The 24714-nt window shown below is 64.6% G+C and carries 19 protein-coding genes; 15 read left to right on the top strand and 4 right to left on the bottom strand.

The genetic code is table 11. The annotated features are described in order from the left end of the window. The first annotated feature begins 73 nt into the window (after positions 1-73). The 4 genes from gshA (at position 74) to NFH97_RS03950 (ending at position 4276) form a co-directional block, all read left to right on the top strand. Positions 74-1720 carry a glutamate--cysteine ligase gene (gshA, locus tag NFH97_RS03965; RefSeq protein WP_375037771.1) on the top strand — a complete coding sequence of 549 codons (1647 nt, stop codon included), beginning with the start codon at positions 74-76 and terminating at the stop codon, positions 1718-1720. Next, entirely contained in the window at positions 1717-2241 is a 525-nt protein-coding gene (locus tag NFH97_RS03960; protein WP_124802660.1) for a disulfide bond formation protein B, read from the top strand. Before gshA ends, NFH97_RS03960 begins: the two co-directional genes overlap by 4 nt. Before the next feature lie 152 nt (positions 2242-2393). After that, a complete protein-coding gene (rsd, locus tag NFH97_RS03955) occupies positions 2394-2876 on the top strand; it encodes a sigma D regulator (RefSeq protein WP_045994140.1) in 483 nt (160 codons plus the stop codon). 425 nt (positions 2877-3301) lie between these two features. Then, the gene (locus NFH97_RS03950) at positions 3302-4276 is read left to right on the top strand and encodes a malate dehydrogenase (RefSeq protein WP_045994141.1); all 975 of its coding nucleotides are present in this window, start codon (positions 3302-3304) and stop codon (positions 4274-4276) included. A 156-nt stretch (positions 4277-4432) separates the two neighbouring features. Here the strand turns inward: NFH97_RS03950 and NFH97_RS03945 are convergent, their stop codons facing one another. Beyond that, the gene (locus NFH97_RS03945; protein WP_045994142.1) at positions 4433-5089 is read right to left on the bottom strand and encodes a histidinol-phosphatase; all 657 of its coding nucleotides are present in this window, start codon (positions 5087-5089) and stop codon (positions 4433-4435) included. 221 nt (positions 5090-5310) lie between these two features. Between NFH97_RS03945 and NFH97_RS03940 the strand changes: the two genes are divergently transcribed. Both NFH97_RS03940 and ptsP read left to right on the top strand, forming a co-directional pair. Beyond that, the gene (locus NFH97_RS03940) at positions 5311-5802 is read left to right on the top strand and encodes an RNA pyrophosphohydrolase (RefSeq protein ID WP_045994143.1); all 492 of its coding nucleotides are present in this window, start codon (positions 5311-5313) and stop codon (positions 5800-5802) included. A gap of 122 nt (positions 5803-5924) precedes the next feature. Beyond that, a complete protein-coding gene (ptsP, locus tag NFH97_RS03935) occupies positions 5925-8186 on the top strand; it encodes a phosphoenolpyruvate--protein phosphotransferase (RefSeq protein WP_349624469.1) in 2262 nt (753 codons plus the stop codon). A 64-nt stretch (positions 8187-8250) separates the two neighbouring features. Here the strand turns inward: ptsP and NFH97_RS03930 are convergent, their stop codons facing one another. Continuing rightward, complete coding sequence (locus tag NFH97_RS03930) at positions 8251-9045, bottom strand: NRDE family protein (RefSeq protein ID WP_349624468.1); 795 nt, start codon at positions 9043-9045, stop codon at positions 8251-8253. A gap of 121 nt (positions 9046-9166) precedes the next feature. Between NFH97_RS03930 and NFH97_RS03925 the strand changes: the two genes are divergently transcribed. The 8 genes from NFH97_RS03925 to NFH97_RS03890 all read left to right on the top strand — a co-directional run bounded on the left by NFH97_RS03925 (position 9167) and on the right by NFH97_RS03890 (position 18367). Further along, complete coding sequence (locus tag NFH97_RS03925) at positions 9167-10372, top strand: response regulator (protein WP_349624467.1); 1206 nt, start codon at positions 9167-9169, stop codon at positions 10370-10372. Further along, positions 10372-11160, top strand: coding sequence for a sulfite exporter TauE/SafE family protein (locus NFH97_RS03920; protein WP_045994147.1), 789 nt, complete (start codon positions 10372-10374; stop codon positions 11158-11160). Before NFH97_RS03925 ends, NFH97_RS03920 begins: the two co-directional genes overlap by 1 nt. A gap of 121 nt (positions 11161-11281) precedes the next feature. Next, positions 11282-12085, top strand: a complete 804-nt coding sequence (lgt, locus tag NFH97_RS03915) for a prolipoprotein diacylglyceryl transferase (protein ID WP_108448163.1) — start codon at positions 11282-11284, stop codon at positions 12083-12085. A gap of 222 nt (positions 12086-12307) precedes the next feature. Continuing rightward, positions 12308-13147, top strand: a complete 840-nt coding sequence (locus NFH97_RS03910) for a thymidylate synthase (protein ID WP_349624466.1) — start codon at positions 12308-12310, stop codon at positions 13145-13147. Beyond that, the gene (locus NFH97_RS03905; protein ID WP_222515572.1) at positions 13144-13707 is read left to right on the top strand and encodes a dihydrofolate reductase; all 564 of its coding nucleotides are present in this window, start codon (positions 13144-13146) and stop codon (positions 13705-13707) included. Before NFH97_RS03910 ends, NFH97_RS03905 begins: the two co-directional genes overlap by 4 nt. Before the next feature lie 206 nt (positions 13708-13913). After that, the gene (locus NFH97_RS03900; RefSeq protein WP_349624465.1) at positions 13914-15425 is read left to right on the top strand and encodes a ProQ/FINO family protein; all 1512 of its coding nucleotides are present in this window, start codon (positions 13914-13916) and stop codon (positions 15423-15425) included. Positions 15426-15943: 518 nt separating this feature from the next. Next, positions 15944-17095 carry a porin gene (locus NFH97_RS03895; RefSeq protein ID WP_108131409.1) on the top strand — a complete coding sequence of 384 codons (1152 nt, stop codon included), beginning with the start codon at positions 15944-15946 and terminating at the stop codon, positions 17093-17095. A gap of 102 nt (positions 17096-17197) precedes the next feature. Then, positions 17198-18367 carry a hypothetical protein gene (locus tag NFH97_RS03890; RefSeq protein WP_108131410.1) on the top strand — a complete coding sequence of 390 codons (1170 nt, stop codon included), beginning with the start codon at positions 17198-17200 and terminating at the stop codon, positions 18365-18367. 225 nt (positions 18368-18592) lie between these two features. Here NFH97_RS03890 and NFH97_RS03885 read toward each other — a convergent pair whose 3' ends face one another. Then, complete coding sequence (locus NFH97_RS03885) at positions 18593-20038, bottom strand: catalase (protein WP_108131411.1); 1446 nt, start codon at positions 20036-20038, stop codon at positions 18593-18595. Between the two features lie 186 nt (positions 20039-20224). Here NFH97_RS03885 and NFH97_RS03880 point away from each other — a divergent pair, with 186 nt between their 5' ends. Continuing rightward, complete coding sequence (locus tag NFH97_RS03880) at positions 20225-22204, top strand: sensor domain-containing diguanylate cyclase (RefSeq protein ID WP_349624464.1); 1980 nt, start codon at positions 20225-20227, stop codon at positions 22202-22204. A gap of 148 nt (positions 22205-22352) precedes the next feature. Here NFH97_RS03880 and NFH97_RS03875 read toward each other — a convergent pair whose 3' ends face one another. Beyond that, on the bottom strand, positions 22353-24707 hold the full coding sequence (locus NFH97_RS03875; RefSeq protein WP_349624463.1) for a tetratricopeptide repeat protein: 2355 nt from the start codon (positions 24705-24707) through the stop codon (positions 22353-22355). Positions 24708-24714 lie beyond the last annotated feature (7 nt).

Raw genomic sequence — 24714 nt, 5'->3', positions numbered from 1 at the left:
ACAACGGGCGCCTGAGCGCCCGTTGCCGTCGCCGCCATTCGAAGCAGGCCCCCGGGCCCTTCCACGACACGGGGTGTTCACCTTGTCCACTCAGCTTTCTTCGCTCCTCGAACGCCTGCGCGGCCCGGCGGCCGCACGACGCTTCGGCCGCCTGCGCCGCGGCATTGAAAAGGAGGGGCTTCGGGTCGACGACCGCGGCGTGATCGCGGCGACCTTCCATCCCCGGGCGCTGGGCTCCAAACTGACCCACCCCCATATCACCACGGACTACTCCGAGGCGCTGCTGGAGTACATCACGCCGGTCTACAGCCGTCCCGACGAGGCGCTGGAATTTCTGGCCGATCTCCATCGCTACACCTATCGCCATCTGGACGGAGAGTGGATCTGGCCGGCCAGCATGCCTTCCCGGCTCAATGGCAACGACAGCGTGCCCATTGCCGACTACGGGAGCTCCAACGTCGGCACCATGAAGCATGTCTATCGTCGCGGCCTGGACGCTCGCTACGGGCGGATCATGCAGTCGATCGCCGGCATCCACTACAACGTGTCGCTGCCAGACGACCTGTGGACGCTGCTGCAGACCCTGGACGAGCAGGAGCAGGTGTCCATGGGCGAGTACCGCTCGTCGCGCTACTTCGGACTGATCCGCAACTTCCGGCGTCATAGCTGGCTACTGCTGTATCTGTTCGGTGCCTCTCCGGCCATCGATGACAGCTTTCTGGATGACGGCGAGATTCCCGAGGGTCTGGAACGTCTCGGCGAGCGCACCCTGGTATCTCGCTATGCGACCAGCTTGCGGATGTCCGATCTGGGCTACCAGAACAAGGTGCAGGATCAGCTCAAGATCTGCTTCAATTCGTTGTCGAATTACGTCAACACCCTGCGCCATGCCATCGCCACCGGCTGGCCGGACTACGAGGCGTTGGGTGTGCGTGATGGCGATAGCTGGCGTCAGCTCAACGCCAACATCCTGCAGATCGAGAACGAGTACTACAGCGATATTCGTCCCAAGCGGGTCACCCGTCACGACGAGACACCGAGCCAGGCCCTCGAGGCCCGTGGTGTCGAGTACATCGAGGTCCGCTGTCTGGATATCGATCCCTTCGCTACCCTGGGGATCGATGCCGCCCAGACCCGCTTTCTCGACACCTTCCTGGTGTGGTGCCTGCTGTCCGACAGTCCCTGGATCTCCGACGAGGAGTGTGACCACCTGGACGACAATCGGCGCCTGGTGGTGGAGCGCGGTCGCGAGCCCGGGCTCGAGCTCAATGACCGAGGCAACCGCCGCGGTCTGGTCGACTGGAGTCGTGCCATCGTCGCCGAGATGCGCGAGGTCGCCGCGCTGCTCGACCAGCTCGAGGATGGCAGTCCCCACCAGCAGGCGGTGGACGCGATCGCGCCGCGCATCGATGATCCGTCGCTGACGCCTTCTGCTCGCGTGCTGGCGCGCCTCGAGGACAACGGTGAGGAGTTTGTCGAGGCCATGGTCGCCATCGCCCGTGAGCAGGCCGCTGCGCTGGCTGACGAGCCGCTCAATCGGTGTCGTGCGTCCATGCTGGAAGACCTGGTCGAGACCTCTCATCAGCAGCAGCGGGAGATCGAGGCATCCGACACCAGCGATTTTGCTCAATTCCTGAGCGACTATTTCAGCCGAGCCCGGGAGACCCGGGCGTTGGCACCCACGGATCAACCGACCCATAGCGGAGAGAGCCTGAAATGAGCGAGTGGAGCCTGCGGCAGTGGAGCCTGGCGGGACTGGGCTTTTGCGTGGCAATGATGGCCGTGGCCCTGGGGCTTGAACACCTGGTCGGGCTCGAGCCCTGTCCGCTTTGTGTGTTTCAGCGGGTGGCGGTGATCGCGGCGGGGCTGGTGTTTGCCGTGGCCGCGCTGCATGGACCTCGTGGTGCATTCGCCACAGTGGCCTACAGCGGTCTGGCGGCCCTGGCGGTGTTCTCCGGGATCGCTGTCGCCGGGCGTCATCTGTGGCTGCAGTCGCTGCCGGCGGATCAGGTGCCGAGCTGTGGCCCCGGTCTTGACTACATGATCGATGTGCTGCCGCTGCAGAAGGTCATCGCCTCGGTGTTGTCCGGCTCCGGCGAGTGCGCCGAGGTCGGCGCTACCCTGCTCGGGCTGTCGCTGCCAGGCTGGACGATGATCGGCTTTGTGGTACTGCTGGCGGTGCCGGTGGGCATGCTCACGACGCTGCGGGCCACGACCAGCGGCTATCGCTGGAACGGCTGAAGCTTGGCGGTAGAGGCGTTCTCTGCGCCGTTTTGCTGTCGGTGATGACGGCCAATCAGGTACTTGGCATGCATTCGTTGACAGGGGCGGCGGCACGAGGGAGTCTGTTCATCCGCCTGGATTCGGGGTGAGGCAGTGCTAGGGAGGCCGCCATGTTGGAAGATTGCAAGACCGCTCGCGAACGCTGGGGAGGCGTCCATCGACTGATCGACCGCTGGCTCGAGCAGCGCGAGGGTTTGCTCGTTGTCTTGAATGAGCTCGAACAGTCATGCGATGCGGATCTGGAAACCATCACCAAGGAACGCATCGACACCTTCAGCGAGACGCTGATGGACTACATCAGCGCCGGCCATTTCGAGGTCTATCCGCAACTGAGGGAAGAGGCGCGTGCCTTCGATGACACGTCGGCACTGAATATCGCCGATCGTCTGCTGGAACGCCTCGAGATGTCCACCGAACTGGTGCTGTCCTTTGACGAGGACTACTCTACTCCGGTGCGCTGCCAACGCTTTCTGCCGCGTTTGCCGGCCTGGCTCGAGCGTCTGAAGAAGGGCCTGTCGGAGCGCTTCGGCCTGGAAGATCAGCTGATTGCACGGCTCCACGACGAGCACGCCCCCGCCGAAGGCATCTCCTGACAGGGGGTGCCGGCGGTGAAGGAGGGTAGTGAGGGCGGACCGTGAGGGCGGACAGTGAGTGAGAGGGTGAGTGAGCGCGCAAGTCCAACGCGGCGCCTTGATCGCTTTCGATAACACCGAAGGCTTTGGTGGCGTCGTTCGCACCAGGCCGCCGATTTCGCCCGCTCCCGATACTCAGAGGATCCGACACTTCTGGATCTGGCTCTTGAGGGCCGCCACGTCAGGTCGTCCAGGCGGACGTGTCTGGCGACAGCCCAGGTCGGCGGTGCGAGGCCAGGTCAATTGCGTCGGGCCAATTGAGTTTTGTGCACTGCAAGCATAAGATTTTCCGCGTCCTGAACGCCGCCCGAGGCAGCCAAGGTGTCGGCCGACGTCTGCATGATGCCGCCCGGGCCCCTTCACGGCGACAATCCCAAGGAGCCATGATGAAAGACCCCGTACGTATTGCCATCACCGGTGCCGCCGGTCAGATCAGCTACTCTCTCGCCTTCCGTATCGCCGCCGGCGATATGCTGGGCCCGGACCAGCCGGTCATCCTGCAGCTGCTCGAGATCACTCCGGCCATGGAAGCGCTGAATGGCGTGGTGATGGAGCTCAACGACTGCGCCTTCCCGCTGGTTCAGGACATCGTCGCCACCGACGATGCCAACGTGGCCTTCAAGGACGCCGACTTCGCCCTGCTGGTGGGTGCTCGTCCGCGCGGTCCGGGCATGGAGCGCAAGGACCTGCTCGAGGCCAACGCCGCCATCTTCTCCGCCCAGGGCAAGGCCATCAACGACAACGCCAGCCGTGACATTCGCGTGCTGGTGGTGGGCAACCCGGCCAACACCAACGCCCTGATCGCCTCCTGCAACGCGCCGGACCTCGACGCCGGCCAGTTCACCGCGATGATGCGTCTGGACCACAACCGGGCCAAGACCCAGCTGGCGCAGAAGGCCGGCAAGCACGTCACCGACGTCGACAGCATGATCGTCTGGGGTAACCACAGCGCGACCCAGTACCCGGATCTGTCCCACTGCAAGGTGGACGGCAAGCCGGCCTTCGACCTGGTCGAGCGCGACTGGTACGAAAACGACTTCATCCCGACCGTGCAGCAGCGTGGCGCCGCCATCATCAAGGCGCGTGGTGCATCCTCCGCTGCCTCCGCCGCATCCGCCGCCATCGATCACATGCGTGATTGGGCGCTGGGCAGCGACGGCATCGTCAGCATGGGCATTCCTGCCGACGGCAGCTACGGCGTCGAGCCGGGCATCATGTATTCCTACCCGGTGGTGTGCAAGGACGGCAAGTACGAGATCGTCCAGGGCCTCGAGGTCGACGAGTTCAGCCGCACCAAGATGAAGGCGACCGAAGACGAGCTGCGCGAAGAGCGCGCTGCGGTCGAGCACCTGCTGGGCTGATATCGGTCTCGCAAGGCCCGACAGGGCCTTGCAGAGCATCGCCTGCACGTCGACCAGCGGTCATCGTGCCAACGAAGAACCCCGCCACAATGTGGCGGGGTTCTTTTGTGGATGGCGTCGGTGTCGTGCGAGGGGCTTGTCTCAACCGCGCTTGGCTCAACCGCGCAGGGAGATGATCTTCCAGCCCTTGGCCTCGGCGACTTCGCGCAGGGCCGGGTCCGGGTCCACCGCGACCGGATGATCGACCTGCTCGAGCAGCGGCAGGTCGTTGTGGGAGTCGCTGTAGAACCAGGCGCCGTCGAGGGTGTCGTCGCGCTCAGAAAGCCACTGTTCCAGGCGGGTCACCTTGCCCTGCTGAAAGCTCGGCACGCCGCTGACCCGGCCGGTGTAGCGGCCATCGACGAGCTCCGGTTCCACGGCGATCAGGTCATCGATGCCCAGGCGTTCGGCGATGGGGCCAGTGATGAAGCGATTGGTAGCGGTGATGATCAGAAGGGTGTCGCCCCGTGCGCGGTGGCGGGCGATCAGTTCCTCGGCCTGGGGCAGGATGGCGGGCTCGATCTTGCTGGCCATGAACTGCTGATGCCAGGCGGCGAGCTGTTCCATGGAATTGTCCGCCAGTGGCTTCAGGGCCACCTCCAGGAAGGCCATCATGTCGAGACGACCGGCGTCGTAGTCGGCCTTGAAACGGTCATTGGCCTCGCGATAGGCCACCGCGTCCACGGCGCCCTGCTCGAGCAGGAATTCGCCCCAGGCATGGTCGCTGTCGATCGACAGCAGGGTATTGTCCAAATCGAAGATGGCCAGACTCAAGGTGTGTCTCCCGGCGCTTGGGTGAGGCGACCTCCCGGCCCGGCGATCTGTGTCGGAGTGGCCAGCAACAGGCGTACGTCATGCCCATGGGCCCCTGGCCCGGGAAGGCCACAAAGGGGGCGATTATGTCAGAACCTCGGCAGGGGTTCGAGATGTCGTATTGATGCGCTTCGAGCCATTGTGGAAGAATGCAGTCAATACCGATTGGAAAGGTGAAGCCCGTGATCGACGCAGACGGCTTTCGCCCCAACGTTGGCATCATCATCGTCAACGACCAGGGGCAGCTGCTATGGGCGCGTCGGGTAGGGCAGAACGCGTGGCAATTTCCCCAGGGAGGCATCAAGTCAGATGAGACGCCCCAGCAGGCTTTGTTCAGAGAGCTCCACGAAGAAATCGGCCTGACCGCCGAGGATGTGGAGGTACTGGCCTGCACCAGGGGGTGGCTACGCTACCGCCTGCCGCGACGCATGGTTCGCACACATTCGCGCCCAGTGTGCATAGGACAGAAACAGAAGTGGTTCCTGCTGCGGATCCGCTGCCAGGAAAGCCGCATCTGTGTGGATGGCACCCCCAAGCCCGAGTTCGATGGCTGGCGTTGGGTCAGTTACTGGTATCCGCTGGGGCAGGTGGTACCGTTCAAGAGGGAGGTCTACCGCCGAGCACTACGTGAGCTATTGCCTCGCGCCCAGAGCCTGGCGCTGGAGAAGGGATGAATCCAGCGCCCGCGGCAGCACATCAGCCACGTCGGCGAGAGGCCGGTGGCGTTGCTGCCTCCCACTTATCGTTCGGTCGCCCCATGGCCGGACCAGTACAAGAACAGGGGTGAGACCTTTCCATGCTCAAGGTCCTGCAACGAATCATTCAGGAGGTCAACAGCGCGCGCAGCCTGGACGCGGCGCTGGCGACCCTGGTGCGCCGGACACGCAAGGCGATGCAGACCGATGTCTGTTCGTTCTACCTGTTTGACGGCGAACGCGATGCGCTGGTGCTGATGGAGACCATCGGCCTGAGAACCCAGGCGGTGGGCCAGGTGGCGCTGCCGGTAGGGGAGGGGCTGGTCGGCACCGTGGCTCGCCGCGAGGAACCGCTCAACCTGGAGGACGCCCAGGCTCACCCCAGTTTCCGTTACTTCGAGGCCACCGGTGAAGAGCGCTACTCGAGCTTTCTCGGTGTGCCCATCATCCATCAGCGCCGCATGCTCGGTGTACTGGTGGTGCAACAGGCAGAGCGTCGTCGTTACGATGAATCCGACGAGGCCTTCCTGGTCACCATGGGCGCCCAGCTTGCCGGCGTGCTGGCCCATGCGCTGGCCACTGGTGGGTTGACCTGCCCGGCCTTTCCCGGCGTCCAGGCGACCTTCATCGGGGTCGCCGCCTCACCCGGCATGGCCATCGGCGAGGCGGTGGTGCTGTCACCGCCGGCCGATCTCGACAGCGTGCCGGATCTGGTGCCCACCGACGTCGAGTTCGAGATCGCACGGCTCAAGGACGCCATCGCTCGGGTGCGCGAAGAGATTCGTGCCGCCGGCGAGCGGCTGGCCAATCGTATCTCGGCCCAGGAACTGGCGCTGTTCGACGTCTATCAGCAGATGCTCGGTGAGGCGGCGCTGTCCCAGGAAGTCGAAAAGCGCATCCGCGAGGGCCAGTGGGCGCCCGGCGCCCTGGCCGACGTGGTGCGCCGCCATGTGCAGTATCTGGAGCGGGTGGACGACGATTACCTGAGAGAGCGTGCCGCCGACGTGCGCGATCTCGGACGTCGAGTGCTGGCCCATCTGCAGGAAGAGTCGCCGCGGTTGCCCGAACACTACCCCCAGGGGGCCATCCTGATCGGTGACGAGATCAGCGTCGCGCTGCTTGGCGAGGTGCCCCGGGACCGACTGGGCGGACTGATCTCGGTACGAGGGTCGAGCAACTCCCATGTGGCCATCATCGCCCGGGCCATGGGTATTCCGCTGGTGTCGGGGATGATCGACCTGCCGTTGCCGCGACTCGACGGCGCCCCGCTGGTGCTGGATGGTCACCGAGGGCGCGTGTTCGTGCGTCCTGGTCCGGAGCTGGTGGCCCATTACCAGAGCCAGATCGACGAGGAGAAGGCCCTGGCGGCGCTGCTCGAACACGAGCAGGACCTGCCCAGCGTGACCCCGGACGGTCACGCCATGACGCTGATGGTCAATACCGGACTGACCGTCGATACGGTCGCATCGCTCAAGACGCGTATCGGCGGGGTTGGCCTGTATCGCACCGAAGTGCCGTTCATGATCACCGAACGTTTCCCCGGCGAGCAGGAGCAGACCCGGCTGTACAGGGAGCAGCTCGAGAGCTTTGCACCGCTTCCGGTGGTGATGCGGACCCTGGATATCGGTGGCGACAAGGACCTGCCGTACTTCCCCATCGAAGAGGCCAACCCCTTCCTCGGCTGGCGCGGTATTCGCGTCACCCTGGACCACCCCGAAGTGCTGATGGTACAGCTGCGCGCCATGCTCCGGGCCTCCCAGGGGCTCGACAACCTCGAGCTGCTGCTGCCCATGGTGACCAATGTCGATGAAGTCGATGACACCCTGAAGCTGATCGAGCGGGCGATCATCGAGCTGGGTGAAGAGGGGGTGGACGTGCGCCGGCCGCGCCTCGGGGTGATGCTCGAGGTGCCGGCGACGCTCTACCAGCTCAAGGCACTGGCGGCGCGGGTCGACTTTTTCTCCGTGGGCAGCAACGACCTGACCCAGTACCTTCTGGCGGTGGATCGCAACAACCCGCGGGTCGCCGACCTCTACGATTCCTGTCACCCGGCGGTGCTGTCGGCGCTGCATCGCCTGGCCGCCGAGAGCAGCGAGCTGAACGTGCCGACCTCGGTGTGTGGCGAACTCGCCGGCGACCCGGCTGGCGCGCTGCTGCTGATGGGCATGGGCTTCCGGGTGCTGTCGATGAATGGCCCCAACCTGCCCCGTGTGCGGGCGGCCATTCGCCGGATATCGCGGGAGGCGGCAGCCGAGCTGGTGGAGCAGACCCTTGCGCTGGATACGCCAGCGGAGGTGCGCGCCCACCTGGCGAACCGCATGCAGGCCTGGCAGCTGGCCCATCTGCTGCCGCCCAGGGATTGAGCGAGGCAGCGGCCGTCAAGGAAGGCCGCGCGCCTTGGCATCTCGCAGCGTGGCCAGCGACGCTTCAGCCGTCTCGTTCGATGGTCAGCGCCAGCCGAGTCTCGCCCTGAGGCCGCCCGCCCGGGCCGAAGCGCCGTTCAGAGATGTCGAAACGCTCGCCGTTCACGTCGCGGTGCAGCGTCAACTCGCTGGTGGCACGGGTGCCGTAGTCGTCGCCGACGATAAAGGCCGGTGACAGGAAGCGTTCGAGCTCCAGCCCCACGCCGGTGTCCGGCAGGCTAGCGTCCGGCGCCGGGTGGCGGTCGAGGAAGCCCTGGCGGGCGTTTGCCAGGGAGGCGTGTCTGGCCTCGGCGATGTCTTCGGCCAGGGCGTTGCGCACCTGGACCAGCTTGGGCCAGGGGGTATCCAGAGAGGCGTTGGACAGGCCGTGCACTCCGGCCTCGACCGCCTGCAGTGCGCAGCCGTGGCGATGCCGCTCGAGGTGCCAAAGCCGCTTGCCGTCGCCGATCAGCAGATTGAAGCCACCGTAGCGCAATGCCTCGCCCGCACTCTGGCATTCGAGCCAGGCTTCGAGGTCATCGGTTTCAAGGCCACGGCGCACCAGCAGGCCGCGGCTTTCGCTCGGTTGCGGTGGTATCAGTTCCGGGTCGCGAACATTGGTGATGGCGGCGAAGCGGCCGCGACGATGGATGCCGAGCCAGGTCCCGCCGGCCTCGAGGTCGCGACCGGCGACCAGTCCCGGGGCGTCCGGCCAGGCGGCCAGGGGCGCGGTGGGGCGCGCGTGGACCTCGTCGCGGTTGGCGATCAAGGTGATCGGCCGCGCACTGTCCGGGGCGAAGTGAAAGGCAATCAGGCACATGGGCGCAGCGTAGCCGGATTTTCTGCCCAGGGGAATCCGGGGAGAGCCTGCAACTGTGCCACCATGACAGGCTGCGGCCGGCAACGTACACTCTTGGCTTCTTCATTCAACAGGATGGAAGATGGAAGGCGACGATAGCAGGGATCGCTTTTGGCGCAGGCTGGTGATTCCCATCCTGTGGCCGGTGGTAGCCGCCCAGGGGGTGCTGCTGGCGCTGTGTCTGGTGCTGGGCGCCTCGCTGCACTGGCTGATGCCCGCCGCCGCCGGCTGGAGCACCACCCTGTGGATCGTCATGGGTCTGCTGGTGGGCACCACGCTCAACATCCTCGTCTTCCTGGTGCTGCTCAAGCATCGCCTATCCCGCGCTCAGCGTGACTTCGACAGCCTGCTCGAACGGGTCGAGAGCCAGTTGTCGCCACAACTCGATGGGCGGCACGAAGCCCCCTCGCCGGAAGACTCGCTGATGGAGCGAGTCAGGTGGCTGCTCGAGGCCATCGACGCTCGACCGAAGGCAGGCCAAAGACGGCGTGGCAGTCCGCCTGACGTCGAGAGCGGTGATGCGGTTTGGCTCGAAAGCCAGGTGGAAGTCAGAGCAGATATCGGAGTAGATAGCCGAGTAGATAGCCGAGCAGAGAACACGCCGGATTCGCTGGGCGAGCCCAGCGACTGGGAGCACGAAAGCCGGCGCCTGGCCGCGGCGCTGTCCCGCGCCAGAGAAGAGTCGCGTCTGAAGTCGAGCTACCTGAGCCACGTCGGCAAGGCACTGGCGCCCTTGATCGCCGAGCTCGATCAGCTGATCAACCGGGCCGGCGACGGCGCCGAGCCCGAGGCGTTACGCCGACTGAGCGATATACGGTTGTTGCTCGACAACCTCGAGGACGGCACCGACACGGCGCCTGTGGCAGAGCCTTCCGAGTCATCGGCCGACGAAGCGACACCCAGGGTGCTGATCGTCGACGACGGTCCGGTCAACCTGATGCTGGCGCGGGAGGTTCTCGAGCGCCGAGGCGTCGAGGTGGTGACCGCGACCCGCGGAGAGGAAGCGCTGGAGCGGCTGGCGGCGGTTGCCGTCGATCTGGTGCTGATGGATATCGTGCTGCCGGATATCGACGGCGTCGAGACCTGCCGTCGTCTACGCGCGATGGAAGCGGCGGACTCTGGCCGCCGGCGTGCGGTGGTGATCGCCCTGACCGCCAATGCCAGCGACCAGGACCAGGCGCGCTTTCAGCAGGCCGGCATGGACGCCTGGCTGGCCAAGCCCTATCGTCCCCAGGCGCTGCTCGAACTGCTCGATCACTGGTTGCCGCTGCCGACGAGGTCGGTCTGATGCTGGCGTCCCTGGTCTCCTATCTGGCGCTCGGTACCGCGGCGGGCTTCCTGGCCGGTCTCTACGGCGTGGGTGGCGGGCTGATCATCGTGCCCAGCCTGATGACGGTATTCGCGCTGCAACAGGTGTCCGGCGAGGTGGCCATGCACCTGGCGGTGGGGACCTCGCTTGCGACCATTGTGATCACCGGCGCCTCGTCCGCCTGGGGCCACTTTCGCCGGGGCAGCATTCGGCGTGACTGGCTGGTAGCGCTGCTGCCGGGGCTGGTGATGGGCGCCGTGCTTGGGGTGTTCGTTGCCGGCGCCCTGTCGGGCGGCCTGCTCGGCACGCTGTTCGGCGTCTTTCTGCTGCTGGTCGCCGCCAAGCTGGTGCTGGGGCGCTCGCCCAAGGCGGGGCGTCAGGCCCCCGGGCGTGGCAGCATGGTCGTCGCCGGCGGTGTCATCGGAGGTGTCTCTGCCCTGTTCGGTATCGGTGGGGGGACACTGAGCGTTCCCTGGCTGATTCGCTGCGGTGCCAGCATGACCCAGGCGGTCGGTACCTCGGCGGCCTGCGGACTGCCCATCGCCCTGGTCGGCGCGGTGACCTTCATCGCCGTTGGCCTTGGTGATCCGCGACTGCCCGATGGCGCCTTCGGTTTTGTCATGCTGCCGGCGCTTTTGGGGATTGCCCTGACCAGCGTTCCCTGTGCGCGGCTTGGTGTGCGACTGGCGCATCGGTTGCCCGCTCGGGTGCTCAAGCTGTCGTTCGCGCTGTTGCTGACGGTGGTGGGGCTCGGCTTCCTGCTGTAGCGAACCGTCGCCGCCGCTTGCTGTCCTATTGCCGCTGTGGCGTTTTTCTGGCGGTCATCCGCTTGTATAGCGCTACGTTACTCTCTGGTCACCTCGGTCACTTTCAGGAAATCTACCGACTATGCTGTCTTATCCCCAGATCGATCCCGTTGCCATCTCGCTGGGTCCGCTCCAGGTCCACTGGTATGGACTGATGTACGTGGTGGGCTTTGTCGCTGCCTGGTGGTTGGGCTGTCGACGCGCCCACCGCATCGGCCTGACCCGGGACGACGTGGGCGACCTGCTGTTCTACGCCGCCCTCGGCGTGGTGCTCGGTGGACGCCTTGGCTACGCGCTGTTCTACGGGCTGGATCAGTGGCTCGCGGACCCGCTGTGGATCGTCAAGGTGTGGGACGGCGGCATGAGCTTCCATGGCGGCCTGCTCGGGGTGTTGCTGGCGGCCTTGCTATTCGCCCGGCGCAAGAACCTGGCGTTCTTCACCCTGACCGACTTCGTCGCGCCGCTGGTGCCGATCGGCCTGGGGGCCGGGCGCATCGGTAACTTCATCAATCACGAACTGCCAGGCCGCGTCACTGACCTTCCCTGGGGCATGCCGTTCCCTGGCTACGGCCCCGAGCCGCGCCATCCTTCCTCGCTGTACGAGGCGCTGCTCGAAGGCCTGGTACTGTTCGTGGTGCTGTGGTGGGTGTCGAGCACACCGCGACGTCGCGGCCTGGTCTCTGGTCTGTTCCTGTTGATCTACGGCTTGAGCCGTTTCGCCGTGGAGTTCGTGCGTCAGCCGGACCCGCAGCTTGGCTTCATTGCCCTTGGCTGGGTCACCATGGGCATGCTGCTTAGCCTGCCGATGATCCTGTTCGGCGTGCTGTTGGTGGCCTGGTCTCGCCGCCAGCCGGTGGATGCCAGCAAGGTGCCTGCGGCCGGCTAGGCGCTGACGATCCGCCGATGCATGATGCGGCCGCCTTGGCCGGGCCCAGTTGGTCACGCCCGAGAGGCTGCGTCACGCAGACCGGGCCCCGGTGGCCGCGCCAAGCTGGCCGCGCCAAGCTGGCCGCGTCTGGCATCGAAGCATGCCGAGCAGTACAATTGCCGGTTTTTCTGGTTTCGAGAAACCGTCCCGAATCCGTCACGACCAAGCGAGTGAATCCCGATGCCTGTTGATAGCGCTGCCGAAGCCACCGACCTTCCCGCCCTGGAGCAGCCGTATCTGGATTTGATGCGCAAGGTGCTGGACGAAGGTATCGAGCGTGACGACCGCACCGGCGTGGGCACACGCTCGATCTTTGGTCATCAGATGCGCTTCGATCTGTCCCGCGGCTTTCCGCTGGTGACCACCAAGAAGCTGCATCTGCGTTCGATCATCCATGAGCTTCTGTGGTTTCTGAAGGGCGATACCAATATCGCCTACCTCAAGGAAAACGGCGTGCGTATCTGGGACGAGTGGGCCGACGAGAACGGCGACCTCGGCCCTGTCTATGGCTATCAGTGGCGTAGCTGGCCGGATCCTCGCGGTGGCAGCGTCGATCAGATCGAGACACTGCTCGACCAGCTTGCCACCAACCCGCGCTCACGGCGGCTGATCGTGTCCGCCTGGAACCCGGCGCTGGTGGACGAGATGGCACTGCCTCCCTGTCATTGCCTGTTCCAGTTTTACGTGGCCGACGGCAAGCTGTCCTGCCAGCTCTATCAGCGCAGTGCCGACATCTTCCTTGGCGTTCCCTTCAATATCGCAAGCTACGCGCTGCTCACTCGGATGATCGCCCAGGTGGCGGGTCTTGTCCCCGGTGATTTCGTTCACACCCTGGGGGATGCCCACCTTTATCTGAACCATCTCGAACAGGCCGAGTTGCAGCTGAGTCGAACGCCCACCCGGGCGCCTCGCCTGGAGCTGGAGCCGTCGGTGGATAACCTGTTCGACTTCCGTTTCGAGCACATCAGCATCCACGACTATGAACCCCATCCCCATATCAAGGCCGAGGTAGCGGTATGAGCAGCGCCGACAATGCGAGCGAAGGCCAGGATCTGGCGAGGCTCGACACCTTCGTGCCGGTGGCGATGATCGCCGCCATGTCGCGTAACCGGGTCATCGGGGTCGACAACCAGCTGCCCTGGTACCTGCCGGAGGACCTCAAGTTCTTCAAGCGCATGACCCAGGCCAAGCCCCTGGTGATGGGACGCAAGACCTTCGAGTCCATCGGCCGTCCGCTGCCTAACCGGCTGAATATCGTGGTCACCCGTGACACCTCCTTTCATCACGATGGCGTCAGGGTCTGTCACGACCTGGCCAGCGCGATCGAACTGGCCGACCGTCAGGCCACCATCGAGGCCGCCGAAGAGATCATGGTCATGGGCGGGGCTCAGATCTACGCCCAGGCCATGCCGATCGCATCGCGGCTCTATCTCACCGAGGTGGATGTCGATATCGAAGGTGACGCCCACTTCCCGGCGCTTGAAGGCGACTGGCAGGAAGTCGCCAGCGAAGCCGGCTCGCCGAGCGAAGGCCAGCCCGCCTACCGCTTCGTTCGCTACGAGCGTTCAGCCGAGAGCTGAAGCGCCTAATGCCTGGTTGCGGATTTGCGGTAGTCGCCACGGGACGAAATTGGCGTCTTGCAGGTGACACGATGAGCGTCGCCGAGCGGCGACAATTGCGACATCGCAAGCCCTGGCACAGACTGTGGCGACAACCCTGACAACAGCGGGGCGTGACCGGAGTCACCCCTGCAACGCGGCATTTTGCTGAGCCTGGAGGAGTCGACGTGATCGAGACACACGCAGAACACCCGTTGGAGGCGCTCGAGCAACGCACGGCGACGCTATTGGACGGACTGCGTGAGGGGCGTCGGCGCGAGCGGCAGCTGTCCAGCGAGCACCAGCGTATGGCCGACGAGCGCCGGCGCTTGGTCGAGGAGTGCGAACGGCTGGCGTCGGAGCGAGAGCGGTTGAGCGCTGAGCTGAACGCCGAATTGACCGCCGCCCGAGAGCGTCAGCGCGAGCTTGAGTCGCAGCTTGGCAGCGCCGTCGAACGCAGCGGACAGCTCGAGACGGAGCTTGAGGCACTGCGCGCCGAGCGCCAGGCGCTGTTTGAAGAAAACAGCGAACTGACCGAGGAAAATCGCGAACTCGACGAACAGAATCGTGAACTCGAGGCCCACAACGCCAGGCTGCGTGAGCGCGTCGAACATCCCGAGGCCGAGCCTCAGTCCCCCGCCTTTGTACGTCCCAAGCGACGCGCCCAGGGCCTGGCTGCATTGATGCAGCATCGCCCGCGTCATGCCAGTGATGATCAGTCAGCCGACGAGACAGGCGATCGGACGACTGAACAAGCAGCCGACCAGGCCTCTGACCAGACAGCGGCTTCCACAGCCGCTGAGCAAACCGAGCAAGCCGACAAGACATCTGCCGAGCACAGCGGTGAGCAAGCCCCTGTCCAGTCTCCTGAGCAAGCCTCTGACCTGGATGCTGGGCGAGTGGACGGGCCTGCCGGCGAGGTCGCATCGGCTGTAACGGCCAGCGAGGCGTCCCCGGAACCGTCCACTGACGCGACGGTGTCATCCGACGCCTCTCGGTCGCAGTCAAGCCAACAAAGCCAAGGGGCGCCTTCCAGGGACGCTGACCTCCAGGGTGATACATCCGAAGCGACGGCCTCCGACGAGGCTGGCCGCCAGGGGGATCTGGCCATCGACAAGGCGCCGTCTCCCCAGGCGCTGTTGGGTGAGTGGTACCAGCGCTATGACAAGACCTTCTTCAAGGGCCACACCCGTCCCTTGAAGGTGGGCATCCACGAGGACCTGGCGGCCAGCGAGCCCTGGCCCGAGAAGCTGGTGCGGCGGGCCCTGGCCTGCTACGTCAACCTGCCGCGGTATCTCAAGTCGGTCAGGGAAGGCGCCGAGCGTATCGATCTGCAGGGCGCGCTGGTCGGAGCGGTCGATGCCCAGGCCGCCGAACACGCCAAGCGCAAGCTGGACCGCCTGCAGGCGGAGCAGCAAGGGCGCGGCAAGGTGTCGCAGCGGCGCAGCGGCCAGGGCCGGCGGCGCGCTGGCGCAGGCAAGGGCAATCAACCCCAGGGGGCATCAAAGGCCGACCCGCAGCCCCATCGGGAAGTCGAGAGTGAACAGAGCAGCCGCACGGCGATGTCACAGGGGCGCCCCCCGCATCTCCACCAGCCGCAGAACGAGTCCAGGCACCAGTCTCATGGCCACGACAGCGAGGAGTCGCGGCTACAGCGCAAACTCGACGCCCTGATGGCCCGCCACAATGGTAGTCACTGACCGCGCTCCTTGGGTGTGGTCGTTGTCTGGGCGCTTTATGCCTGGTCCTGATGTGCGGTCCTCAATTGTGCGGTCCTTATGGACGGCCGCCGCCGTTGACGACTGTCGACAGTGTTCAACCCAGCTGACTTGAAAGCGTCACATCAGCGGGGCATGATGTAGTCGCTATGCCCGGCGCAGCACTTTGTGCAGAATCGGTTCGAGGTTAGCGAACAATGTTCGTTAAGTCGTTTTTCCGGTTCCAGCGCTGGCGGCGCCTTCGCAGGGATCGGTGTCGAATCGAGGGGCGGCGGGAACGAAAACAGTGTTTTTTTCTTGTTGCGCTCCTGAGAATCCCGGTATATGGTTGCCCTTGCGAGCATTGGACTATAACAAGGCTTCGCCGCTGTCAGGCTCGCTGCCTCGGTTCCCTGCCAGGAACCACAAGGCCAGAAAAACGAGCCGGCAACGACCGGCAAGCCAAGGCTGCCAAGCGCAGCAACGATCGAAACAGCAAGCTAGTCAAAAGGAACTCAGCAATGAAAAAGACACTGTTAGCGACTGCCATCGCCGGTGCTGCCGCCTTTACCGCCGTCAGTGCCCAGGCCGCCACCGTCTACAACCAAGACGGCACCAAACTCGACATCTACGGCAACGTCCAGCTGGTCTACGCCGGAGTCAAGGATGACGATGGCGAAACTCGTGACGAGATCGCCGACAACGGTTCTACCTTCGGCTTCGCCGCCGAGCACGTCATCTACAACGGTCTGATCGGCTACGCCAAGATCGAAATCGACGACTTCAAGGCCGACGAAATGAAGGTCGCCGGTCGTGATGCAGGCGACACCGCCTACATCGGCCTGAAGGGCAACTTCGGTGACGCTCGCGTTGGTTCCTACGATTCCCTGCTGGACGACTGGATCCAGGATCCGATCTCCAACAACGAATACTTCGACGTTTCCGACTCCAACACCTTCAAGGGTGCTCCGGGTGACGAAGCTGGCGACGCTGACGTTATCGTCGGTGATCCCGAAGGCGACAAGATCACCTATACCTCTCCGGTCTGGGGCGGCTTCCAGTTCGCTCTGGGTACCCAGTACAAGGGTGACGGCGAGTCCGAGAACCTGACCGATTCCGGTGAGGCCTCTATCTTCGGTGGTCTGAAGTACACCTACGGCGGCTTCTCCATCGCCGGTGTCTACGACGATCTGGGTATCTACGACATCGAAGATCAGTCATTCACCTACATCGCTACCGATGTTGATGGTGATAGCGTCACTAACAGTGTAGAAACGGTGGACATCGATAGCGACCTGGGCGACCAGTACGGTGTCACCATGCAGTACCAGTGGGACAGCCTGCGCGTTGCCGTCAAGTACGAGCGCTTCGAGTCCGACAACGACCTGCTGAAAGACGCTGACTACTACGCCATCGGTGCCCGTTACGGCTACCTGGACGGTATGGGTGACGTTTACGGCTCCTACCAGTACATCGACTTCGGTGGCAGCGGCTTCAGCGACTTCGACAGCGCCAACGATGACGAGAACGACGACGACAACCACAACGAGTTTGTTGCCGGCGTGACCTACAACATCTCCGACGCCATGTACACCTACGTGGAAGGCGCCGTGCGTGACCGTGACAACGACCAGGGTGACGGCTACGCCGTGGGTCTGACCTACCTGTTCTAATCCGACAGGTTTGACCCCCTAGCGTTGGAACGCTATAAACGAAAGCCGATCCTCCGGGATCGGCTTTTTTTCTGCTCTCAATCGGCAAGCATGTGAGGATCCATGAAAGACGTCACCCTACCCGCGGCGCTGCTGGCGCTTGGTGTTGCCCTTGCAGGTACCACCGTACAGGCTTCTGACAGTGCCATGACCGAGCGCTTCCGTGAGGAGAACCGCCAGCTCGATCTGACCGGCTTCTTCAAGCCGGAGAGTGACGCCCGCAGCCAGAGCTTCATGTTCGGGTCCCCCCATGCCCATGACTTCGAGGTAGAGGAAGAAGGGGTCTATCGTTTCGAGAGCCGTGTCAGCGCAGGCTATGAAGACAGCTACCAGATCGATGCGGTGCTGATGGACGATGCCGGCAACGTGATCGCTCGGGGCGAGGGCTACGGCCAGGATGGTGGTCTCCAGTTGGAGAGTCGCCTGACACCCGGCAAGTACGAGTTGCAGGTCAAGGGCACCCGCTTTGGTCGACGCGGTCGCGCCGGCGACGGCTACAGCATCGCCGTGGTGGGTCTCGATGATCGTGGTAATCGTATCGAGGTGGATGATGGCACCGGCTTGCAGTTCGTGGGCTCGGATCGTGACGGGAGCCAGAGCGCCTTTGTCACCAGTCGTGACGCCGTGGTTACCCTGGGTAGTCAATCCGGTGCCTCCGGGGCCGCCGCGACTCAGTCTGCCGCAGCCCAGTCCTCCAGCGCAGCAGCGACTTCTGCGTCTGCCTCCTCCGCAGCGGCAGCAGGCGAAGTGGCCTCAAGCGCAGGTGCCTCGGCGGCCACCACGGCGTCCACGGCCGGGGTGGCGGGTTCCTCCTCGGCGGCCGGTGCCACAGCAGGTGCAGCCGCCGGCGCTGGCGCGGCAGCCAGCGTCAGCGGTAGTGCAGCGCGCAGCGATAACCCGGATGAGCGTCAGGTGCAGAGCGTCAAGACCGACGTCAAGATTCGCGCTCGTGGTGAGGTACTGAGCTTCAACGTGGCCGAGCCGAGCAGCGTGCGTATCACCACCTCGACCTTCCCGCCGGGCGACGAAGACACCTATCGCCTGACCATGGAGGTGGCCGATGCCTCCGGGCGTATCGTCGCCGAGGGTGAAGGTCAGGGCTTCAACGGCAACGTCGATCTGACCACCCAGCTGGATCCGGGTATGTACCACATTCGGGTCACCGGTCAGAAGTTCGGCAACGCGCAGGACGGCCCCAACAACTACGAGCTCAAGGTCGTGCTCGACAACTGATATCGCGAGCGACGTATCGTCGCGAGTGGTGACAACAGGACGGGCCCTTCGGGGCCCGTTTTTTGTGCAAGACGTTGGTCTCTGGCCGGTGGGGTCGCCCGACAAGCCGAACGATGCCACCACGGTGGACACAAAAAAATACCCCCGCCTTTAGGCGGGGGCATGGGGACGTGCTGTGACGGGATTGGTCAGCGGGTGGCACTTCTCGCCTGGTGGCAAGATGGGTCAGTCACCGACCCTTGCGATGGCCTCACGGACACCGGCAGCATACTCCGGGTGGCACTTCTCGAAGTGGCCGAGCTGACGCTCCTTGATAAAGTCCGGGACACCCTGCATATGCCGGGCGATATTGCCGAACAGTCGCTCCCGCTGCTCCGGGCTCATCAATTCGAACAGGGCGCGCGGCTGCGAATAATCGTCGTTGCCTTCGCGATGGTCGTAGCGCCAGGCGTCGCCTTCCAGCGGCAGCGGCGGTTCCACTACGCTCGGGTCCTCGGTCGGTCCATCGAAGGAGTTGGGCTCGTAGTAGGCGTCGCCGTTTTGCTCTCCGTTGGCGAAGAAGCGCATCGGGCCGTCCTTGTGGTAGTGGTGGACCGGACACTTCGGCTGGTTGACCGGCAGCGCCTCGTAGTGGGTGCCGAGGCGGTAGCGGTGGGCGTCGGCGTAAGAGAACACCCGTGCCTGCAGCATCTTGTCCGGCGAGAAGCCGATGCCCGGCACCTTGTTGGACGGTGAGAAGGCAGCCTGCTCGATCTCGGCAAAGTAGTTGTCGGCGTTGCGGTTGAGCTCGAAGTAGCCGACCTCGATCAGCGGGTAGTCGCCATGGGGCCACACCTTGGTCAGGTCGAAGGGATTGAACGGCGCCTGCCTGGCCTGTTCCTCGGTCATCACCTGGATAAAGAAGTTCCAGCGCGGGTAGTCGCCGTTTTCCAGGGCGTTGTAGAGGTCTTCCTGGGTGGTCTCGCGGCTCTTGCCCACCACCTGTTCGGCCTCGGCATCGGTAAAGTGCTTGTGACCCTGGGCGGTGCGGAAGTGGAACTTGCACCACACGCGCTGGTTGTCGGCGTTGATCAATGAGTAGGTGTGGGAACCGTAGCCATTGATGTGACGAACGTCGGTGGGCAGGCCACGGTCCGACATCAGCATGGTCACCTGATGCAGTGACTCTGGCGACAGCGACCAGAAGTCCCAGGCCGCGGTGGCCGAGCGCATGTTGGTGCGCGGGTGGCGCTTCTGGGTATGGATGAAGTCCGGGAACTTGGACGGATCACGGATAAAGAACACCGGCGTATTGTTGCCGACCACATCCCAGTTGCCTTCCTCGGTGTAGAACTTCAGGGCGAAGCCGCGCACGTCACGCTCGGCGTCCGCCGCACCCTGTTCGCCGGCCACGGTGGAGAAGCGGGCCAGCATCGGCGTCTGGCTACCCGGGGTGAAGACCTTGGCCCTGGAGTAGCGGGTGATGTCCTGGGTGATGGTCAGGGTGCCGTGGGCGCCCCAGCCCTTGGCGTGGACGGTGCGCTCGGGGATGCGCTCGCGGTTCTGGTGAGCGAGTTTCTCGAGAAGCTGGTAGTCCTCGAGCAGCAGAGGTCCACGGGGGCCCGCACTCAGGCTGTTCTGGTTGTCACCGATGGGGGCACCGGCGCTGGTGGTCATTGTCTTGCGGGTCATGTGGCGTCTCCTGCTCTTGGTCTGGTCCGATATAAGGTATAGACCGCTGTCGACGAAGAACAATCGAACCTTTCTATTTCGTTTATAGGAAATGGATGTTTAGCGTTACTATTTATGCTATTCACGATGCATGTAACGTATTTCGCACCACCGCCACCGGCGGTTCGACCCTGAAGGAAAGCCTTCGTGCCCAAGCTGTGCAGATTTGTCGCTTCGCTCTCGCTGCAACTGAGAATGATGACTGGCCTGGCGATGACCTGGGTTGTCGTGGTGACGATCCTGCTGGCGTGGGGCTGGTACACCGGCAAGGACCTGGTGCGTGAGGTGAACTTTTCTCACCTGCGTTACGAGACGCATCTAATCGCCGATGAGGTGACCGAAGAGATCGAGACACGCCTGGCGATGCTTGAGCGGGTGGCGTCCAGGCACCCGAGTGGCGCGTTGCTCGACCCCGGCGGTGGGGTGTTGAAGGAAAACAGCGTATTGCTCGAGCTGTTCGACGGCCTGGTGGTATTCGACGGCGACGGCAGGGTGGTCACCGATTGGCCGGTGACACCGGGGCGCGAAGGGCTCGATATCAGCGATCGCGAGTACTTCAGTTTTTTGCGCGAGGTCGGGCGGCCCTACGTCAGTGACCCCATCTATGGGCGTATTACCGGGCTTCCGCTGGTGCTGTTACTGGTGCCGCTGAAGGGCGACGATGGTCGCTTCATGGGGGCTTTGGGAGGCGTAGTCGAAGTTCACTCGGGCGGTATCTTCCGACGCTTGAGCCGGGTCCGGCTGGGTAACGAAGGCTACGCAGCCGTGTTCAGCGCCTCAGGGCAGGTGCTCTATCACCCTGACCGCCAGCGCGTGATGGGGACGCTGGGAGACCTTTCGCACAACCCGGCCCTGGACCTGGCCCTCGATGGCTGGGAGGGCGAGCGTTATGGACCTACGGTAAATGGCGAAATGACCTTTCAGGCCTACCGGCAGGTGTGGCCGGCGGACTGGATCGTCGGCGTGTTCTTACCGGAAGGCCAGGTATTGGCGCCCTTGTGGGGCTTGCTGAAACGCCTTAGCTGGGTCGGGGTGGGTATCGCGCTATTGCTGCTGCCGCTTCTTGGCTGGATGGTGTGGCTGCTGCTACGGCCGCTTTACCAGTTGCAGTCGCAGATCGCCCAGGTAGGCAAGGGGCTGCGTGGTCGCGTCTCGCTGGGTACCGAGATGAAGGAATTGACCCAGGTGGCCGAGGCATTCAATGCCGTGGAGGTCGAGCGAAACCGGGCGCTGAATGATCTGCGCGGACGTCAGGCGTTCCTCGACAGCGTGCTGGCGTCCTCGCCGGTGGGCATGTTCGTGACCGACACCCAGGGGCGCATCACCTACATGAACGACGCCCTGGCCCAGTTGACCGGTCGTACCATGAAAGGGCAGGACCGCTATGGCTGGGTCCAGGCGATCCACGCCGAGGATCGCGATGCGGCGATCGAGCTGTGGCGCTACAGCATGGCCTCAGGGAAGGACTTTCTGCGTCAATACCGCTACTGGCGGGCCGATGGCGAGCTTCTATGGCTGGAGGTTCACGCCAGCCAGGTCGCCATCGATACCGAGGTGATTGGCTTCGTCGGTACCGTCAAGGACATCACCGCCCGTCGTCAGCAGGAGGCAATACGTCAGTGGGAGGCCGAACACGATCCCCTTACCGGCCTCTTGAACCGACGAGGCTTCGAGCGTCGCCTCGAAGAGGCCATGGCGGACTGGCGCAAGATGGCCAAGCCCTCCGTTCTGATGCTGTTCGACCTGGATCGGTTCAAGCCGATCAACGATGAGGGTGGCCACCCGCTCGGTGACGAGATGCTGCGTCGCATCGCTCGGGAAGTCGGCCGCTGTGTGCGCAGCAGCGATCACGTGGCACGCCAGGGCGGCGATGAATTCGCGGTGCTGCTACCAAGTTGCACGCTGGCCCAGGCGCAACGCATCGGCGAAGACATCCTGACAGCGATCAATGACACCTGTGTGGTCCACGAGGGGCGTGAATACCATGTCACCACGAGCCTCGGCATCACCGAGTTTCGTGAAGGCGATGCCGATATTCACGCCCCCATCGAACGTGCCGATGCGGCCAGCTACGCGGCCAAGCGCCAGGGGCGCAATCGCCTGGTGGTGGACGAGAGCGAGGCGTAAGGCCGGCTGCACCGACGACGCCACCGACGACCCCACCGCCAACCACCCGACGACTCTTTGGCTGTCGCATCAGCGCCTGGGCGTCGTCGGTCGACGTGCCCAGGTACTTTCCGTCCAGGCCGAAGGGGGCAGGGCATCTTCAGGGATGCTATTGATTGCCGCGTAGCTGGCGCTCCAGCTGCCCCAGCCGTGGGTCGTCGGGGCGCAGCCGGCGCAACTCGGCCAGGGCCGACAGCGCCTGGGGGATGCGCCCGCTGGTGGCGTTGACGTAGACCAGGGCGTAGAGCAGGTCGGGATCACCGGGTGCCTGCCGGCGTCCCTGCTCGAGCGCCGCCAGGGCCTCGTCCTTGCGTCCCAGGCGGTCCAGCATCAGTCCGCGGTTGTAGTGGGTGCGGGCGTGGTCCGGGCGCCATTCGGCGGCCTTCTCAAGCCAGGACAGGGCCTCTTCCATCCCACCCTCCTCCTGCATCCCTCCATCCTCTGCCAGCGACAGCGCCAGCAGGTAGGCCAGGTGGCCTCGATCCGGCGCGGGCATGCCATCGAGGGCGATGCCGTCCTTCAGCAGTGCTCGGGCGTCCTGTTGGCGGCCTTCGGCGCTGAGCTGGGTGACCAGGTTGGCGCGGGCCGGCAGGAAGTAGGGGTCCATCGCCAGCGCCGCACGATACTGTCGCTCGGCTTCGTCCTCGCGTCCGGTGCGCGCCAGCAGTACCGCCAGGTTGAGGCGGTTGCCGGGCAGGTCGGCGTTCTGCTCCAGGCGCCGCTCGTAGTCGCGACGTGCCTCCAGAAAGGCTGCACGACGCTCTTGTGGCATGACCATCAACGAGGTGCCGGCCAGCGCCTTGACCGCCTCGTCGCGGACCGCCAGGCGTTCGTCATCGATCAGTGGAAGCAGCAGCTCGACCCTGGCGCCTTCGGGGGCCTGGGCGAATACTGGCGCTGCGGCGGCGCGGACCAGTGGGGACTCGTCCTTTAACGCCTGCTCAAGCGTCGGCAGGGCGTCGCCGGCAAAGGGGGTGAGCTCGTCCACCGCGGTGGCGCGCACGATGTCCGGAGTATCGTCATCCTCGATCAGCGCCTTGAGGTAGTCCGGCGCTTCAGGGCGGCCCAGGCGGGCCGACTGAAGCGCCACACCGTAGTGGGAACGACTGGCGCTGCGGCTGTCGTCACCGAACCACTCACGAATCTGCGCCGCGGCGTCGGCGGGCGACAGGTCCTGGTGGCAGCCGGTGCAGGCGTCGGGGCTACCGGTGGCCTCGGCGAGATCCGGGCGGGGCACCCGGAAGCTGTGGTCGCGACGCGGGTCCACCACCATGTAGGTGGTCTCGGGCATATGGCAGCTCACGCACTGGGCGCCTTCGCTGCCGGGGGTATGGTGATGGTGCTCGGGACTGTCGTAGTTGTTGCGCTGCATGGTCGGGAAACGCGGCGGAGGCGCCGGGTTGTGGCACTGCAGGCACAGGCCGTTGCCCTCGATCTTTACCTCGCTGGTATGCGGGTCATGACAGTCCACGCAGCCGACACCCTGCTGGTACATGCGGCTCTGGGTGAACGAGCCATAGACGTAGACCTCGCCCTGTATCTGGCCGTCGGCGTGGTACATGCCCTCGCCCAACAGGCTCGGCAGGGCGGCATCGGTCAGCGGAGCACCATGCACCGGGCCCGCGCCCAGCATCTGGCGACGACTGTGGCAGCGAGCGCACTGCTCGACCAGCTCGGGGGCGTCCATTTCGGCGAGATCCAGGGCAAGGCCCATATCGCCGCTTGAGGCGGGAGAGGATTCGGGAGCGTCTTCGTCGGCCTGCCACTGGGCCGCCCAGTCCAGGTGATCCTGGGCGGGGCCGTGGCAACTCTGGCAGCCGACACTCTGCTCGTGCCAAGTGGTGGCGAAGCTGTCGCTTTCAAGATCGTAGTGCTTCTCGAGGTTGGTCGAGTGGCAGTCGGCGCACATGGCGTTCCAGTTCTGGTAGCGCCCGCGCCAGTGCAGGGGGTCATCGGGGGTAAACGCCTGGCCCGGGTAGAGCGAGAACCAGCGCTGCCCACCTTCGCCTGCGGGGCGCGAGTCCCAGGCGATGGTCAAACTCTGCAGTCGTCCCCCTGGCTGCTCCACCAGATACTGCTGCAGCGGGCGTACGCCGAAGGTGTGGCGGATCTCGAAGGTCTCGGCGGGATCCTGCGGTCCTTCCAGGGTCGCCAGGAAGGTATCGCCTCGGCGGTGAAAGCGTGCCTTGACCTCGCCATCCTCGAAGCTGGCTTCGTCGAAGTCGCCCAGTACGTTGTCGGGGGTGGCGTCGCGCAGCGCCCAGGCGTGGTCGGAATCCTGCCATGCCTGGGTCTCGGCCTCGTGACAGGAGGCGCAGCTTCCTTCGGGGGCGTAGCCCTTGGCTTCGGTGGCCGTCGTCGGGGGCGTTCCCTGGGGCGTTCCCTGAGGCGTCTGGGCAATGCTCTCCGGTGCGGCCAGCAACCCCGCCATCAGGGCCATGGCAAGCGCTGGTGCCGATACCATCGAAAGC

Source organism: Halomonas sp. SCS19 (assembly GCF_040147015.1).
Taxonomy (GTDB): domain Bacteria; phylum Pseudomonadota; class Gammaproteobacteria; order Pseudomonadales; family Halomonadaceae; genus Halomonas; species Halomonas litopenaei.
Note: the sequence above shows the minus strand (reverse complement) of the source record. Positions and strands in the feature narration are given on the sequence as shown.

Excerpts from the sequence above, each read along its gene's own strand:
- NFH97_RS03920 (WP_045994147.1), top strand. The coding sequence starts at position 10,372 with ATGCTGGCGTCCCTGGTCTCCTATCTGGCGCTCGGTACCGCGGCGGGC.
- NFH97_RS03910 (WP_349624466.1), top strand. The coding sequence starts at position 12,308 with ATGCCTGTTGATAGCGCTGCCGAAGCCACCGACCTTCCCGCCCTGGAG.
- NFH97_RS03950 (WP_045994141.1), top strand. The coding sequence starts at position 3,302 with ATGAAAGACCCCGTACGTATTGCCATCACCGGTGCCGCCGGTCAGATC.
- NFH97_RS03960 (WP_124802660.1), top strand. The coding sequence starts at position 1,717 with ATGAGCGAGTGGAGCCTGCGGCAGTGGAGCCTGGCGGGACTGGGCTTT.
- ptsP (WP_349624469.1), top strand. The coding sequence starts at position 5,925 with ATGCTCAAGGTCCTGCAACGAATCATTCAGGAGGTCAACAGCGCGCGC.
- NFH97_RS03890 (WP_108131410.1), top strand. The coding sequence starts at position 17,198 with ATGAAAGACGTCACCCTACCCGCGGCGCTGCTGGCGCTTGGTGTTGCC.
- lgt (WP_108448163.1), top strand. The coding sequence starts at position 11,282 with ATGCTGTCTTATCCCCAGATCGATCCCGTTGCCATCTCGCTGGGTCCG.
- NFH97_RS03875 (WP_349624463.1), bottom strand. The coding sequence starts at position 24,707 with ATGGTATCGGCACCAGCGCTTGCCATGGCCCTGATGGCGGGGTTGCTG.
- NFH97_RS03905 (WP_222515572.1), top strand. The coding sequence starts at position 13,144 with ATGAGCAGCGCCGACAATGCGAGCGAAGGCCAGGATCTGGCGAGGCTC.
- NFH97_RS03895 (WP_108131409.1), top strand. The coding sequence starts at position 15,944 with ATGAAAAAGACACTGTTAGCGACTGCCATCGCCGGTGCTGCCGCCTTT.
- NFH97_RS03885 (WP_108131411.1), bottom strand. The coding sequence starts at position 20,038 with ATGACCCGCAAGACAATGACCACCAGCGCCGGTGCCCCCATCGGTGAC.
- NFH97_RS03925 (WP_349624467.1), top strand. The coding sequence starts at position 9,167 with ATGGAAGGCGACGATAGCAGGGATCGCTTTTGGCGCAGGCTGGTGATT.
- NFH97_RS03930 (WP_349624468.1), bottom strand. The coding sequence starts at position 9,045 with ATGTGCCTGATTGCCTTTCACTTCGCCCCGGACAGTGCGCGGCCGATC.
- rsd (WP_045994140.1), top strand. The coding sequence starts at position 2,394 with ATGTTGGAAGATTGCAAGACCGCTCGCGAACGCTGGGGAGGCGTCCAT.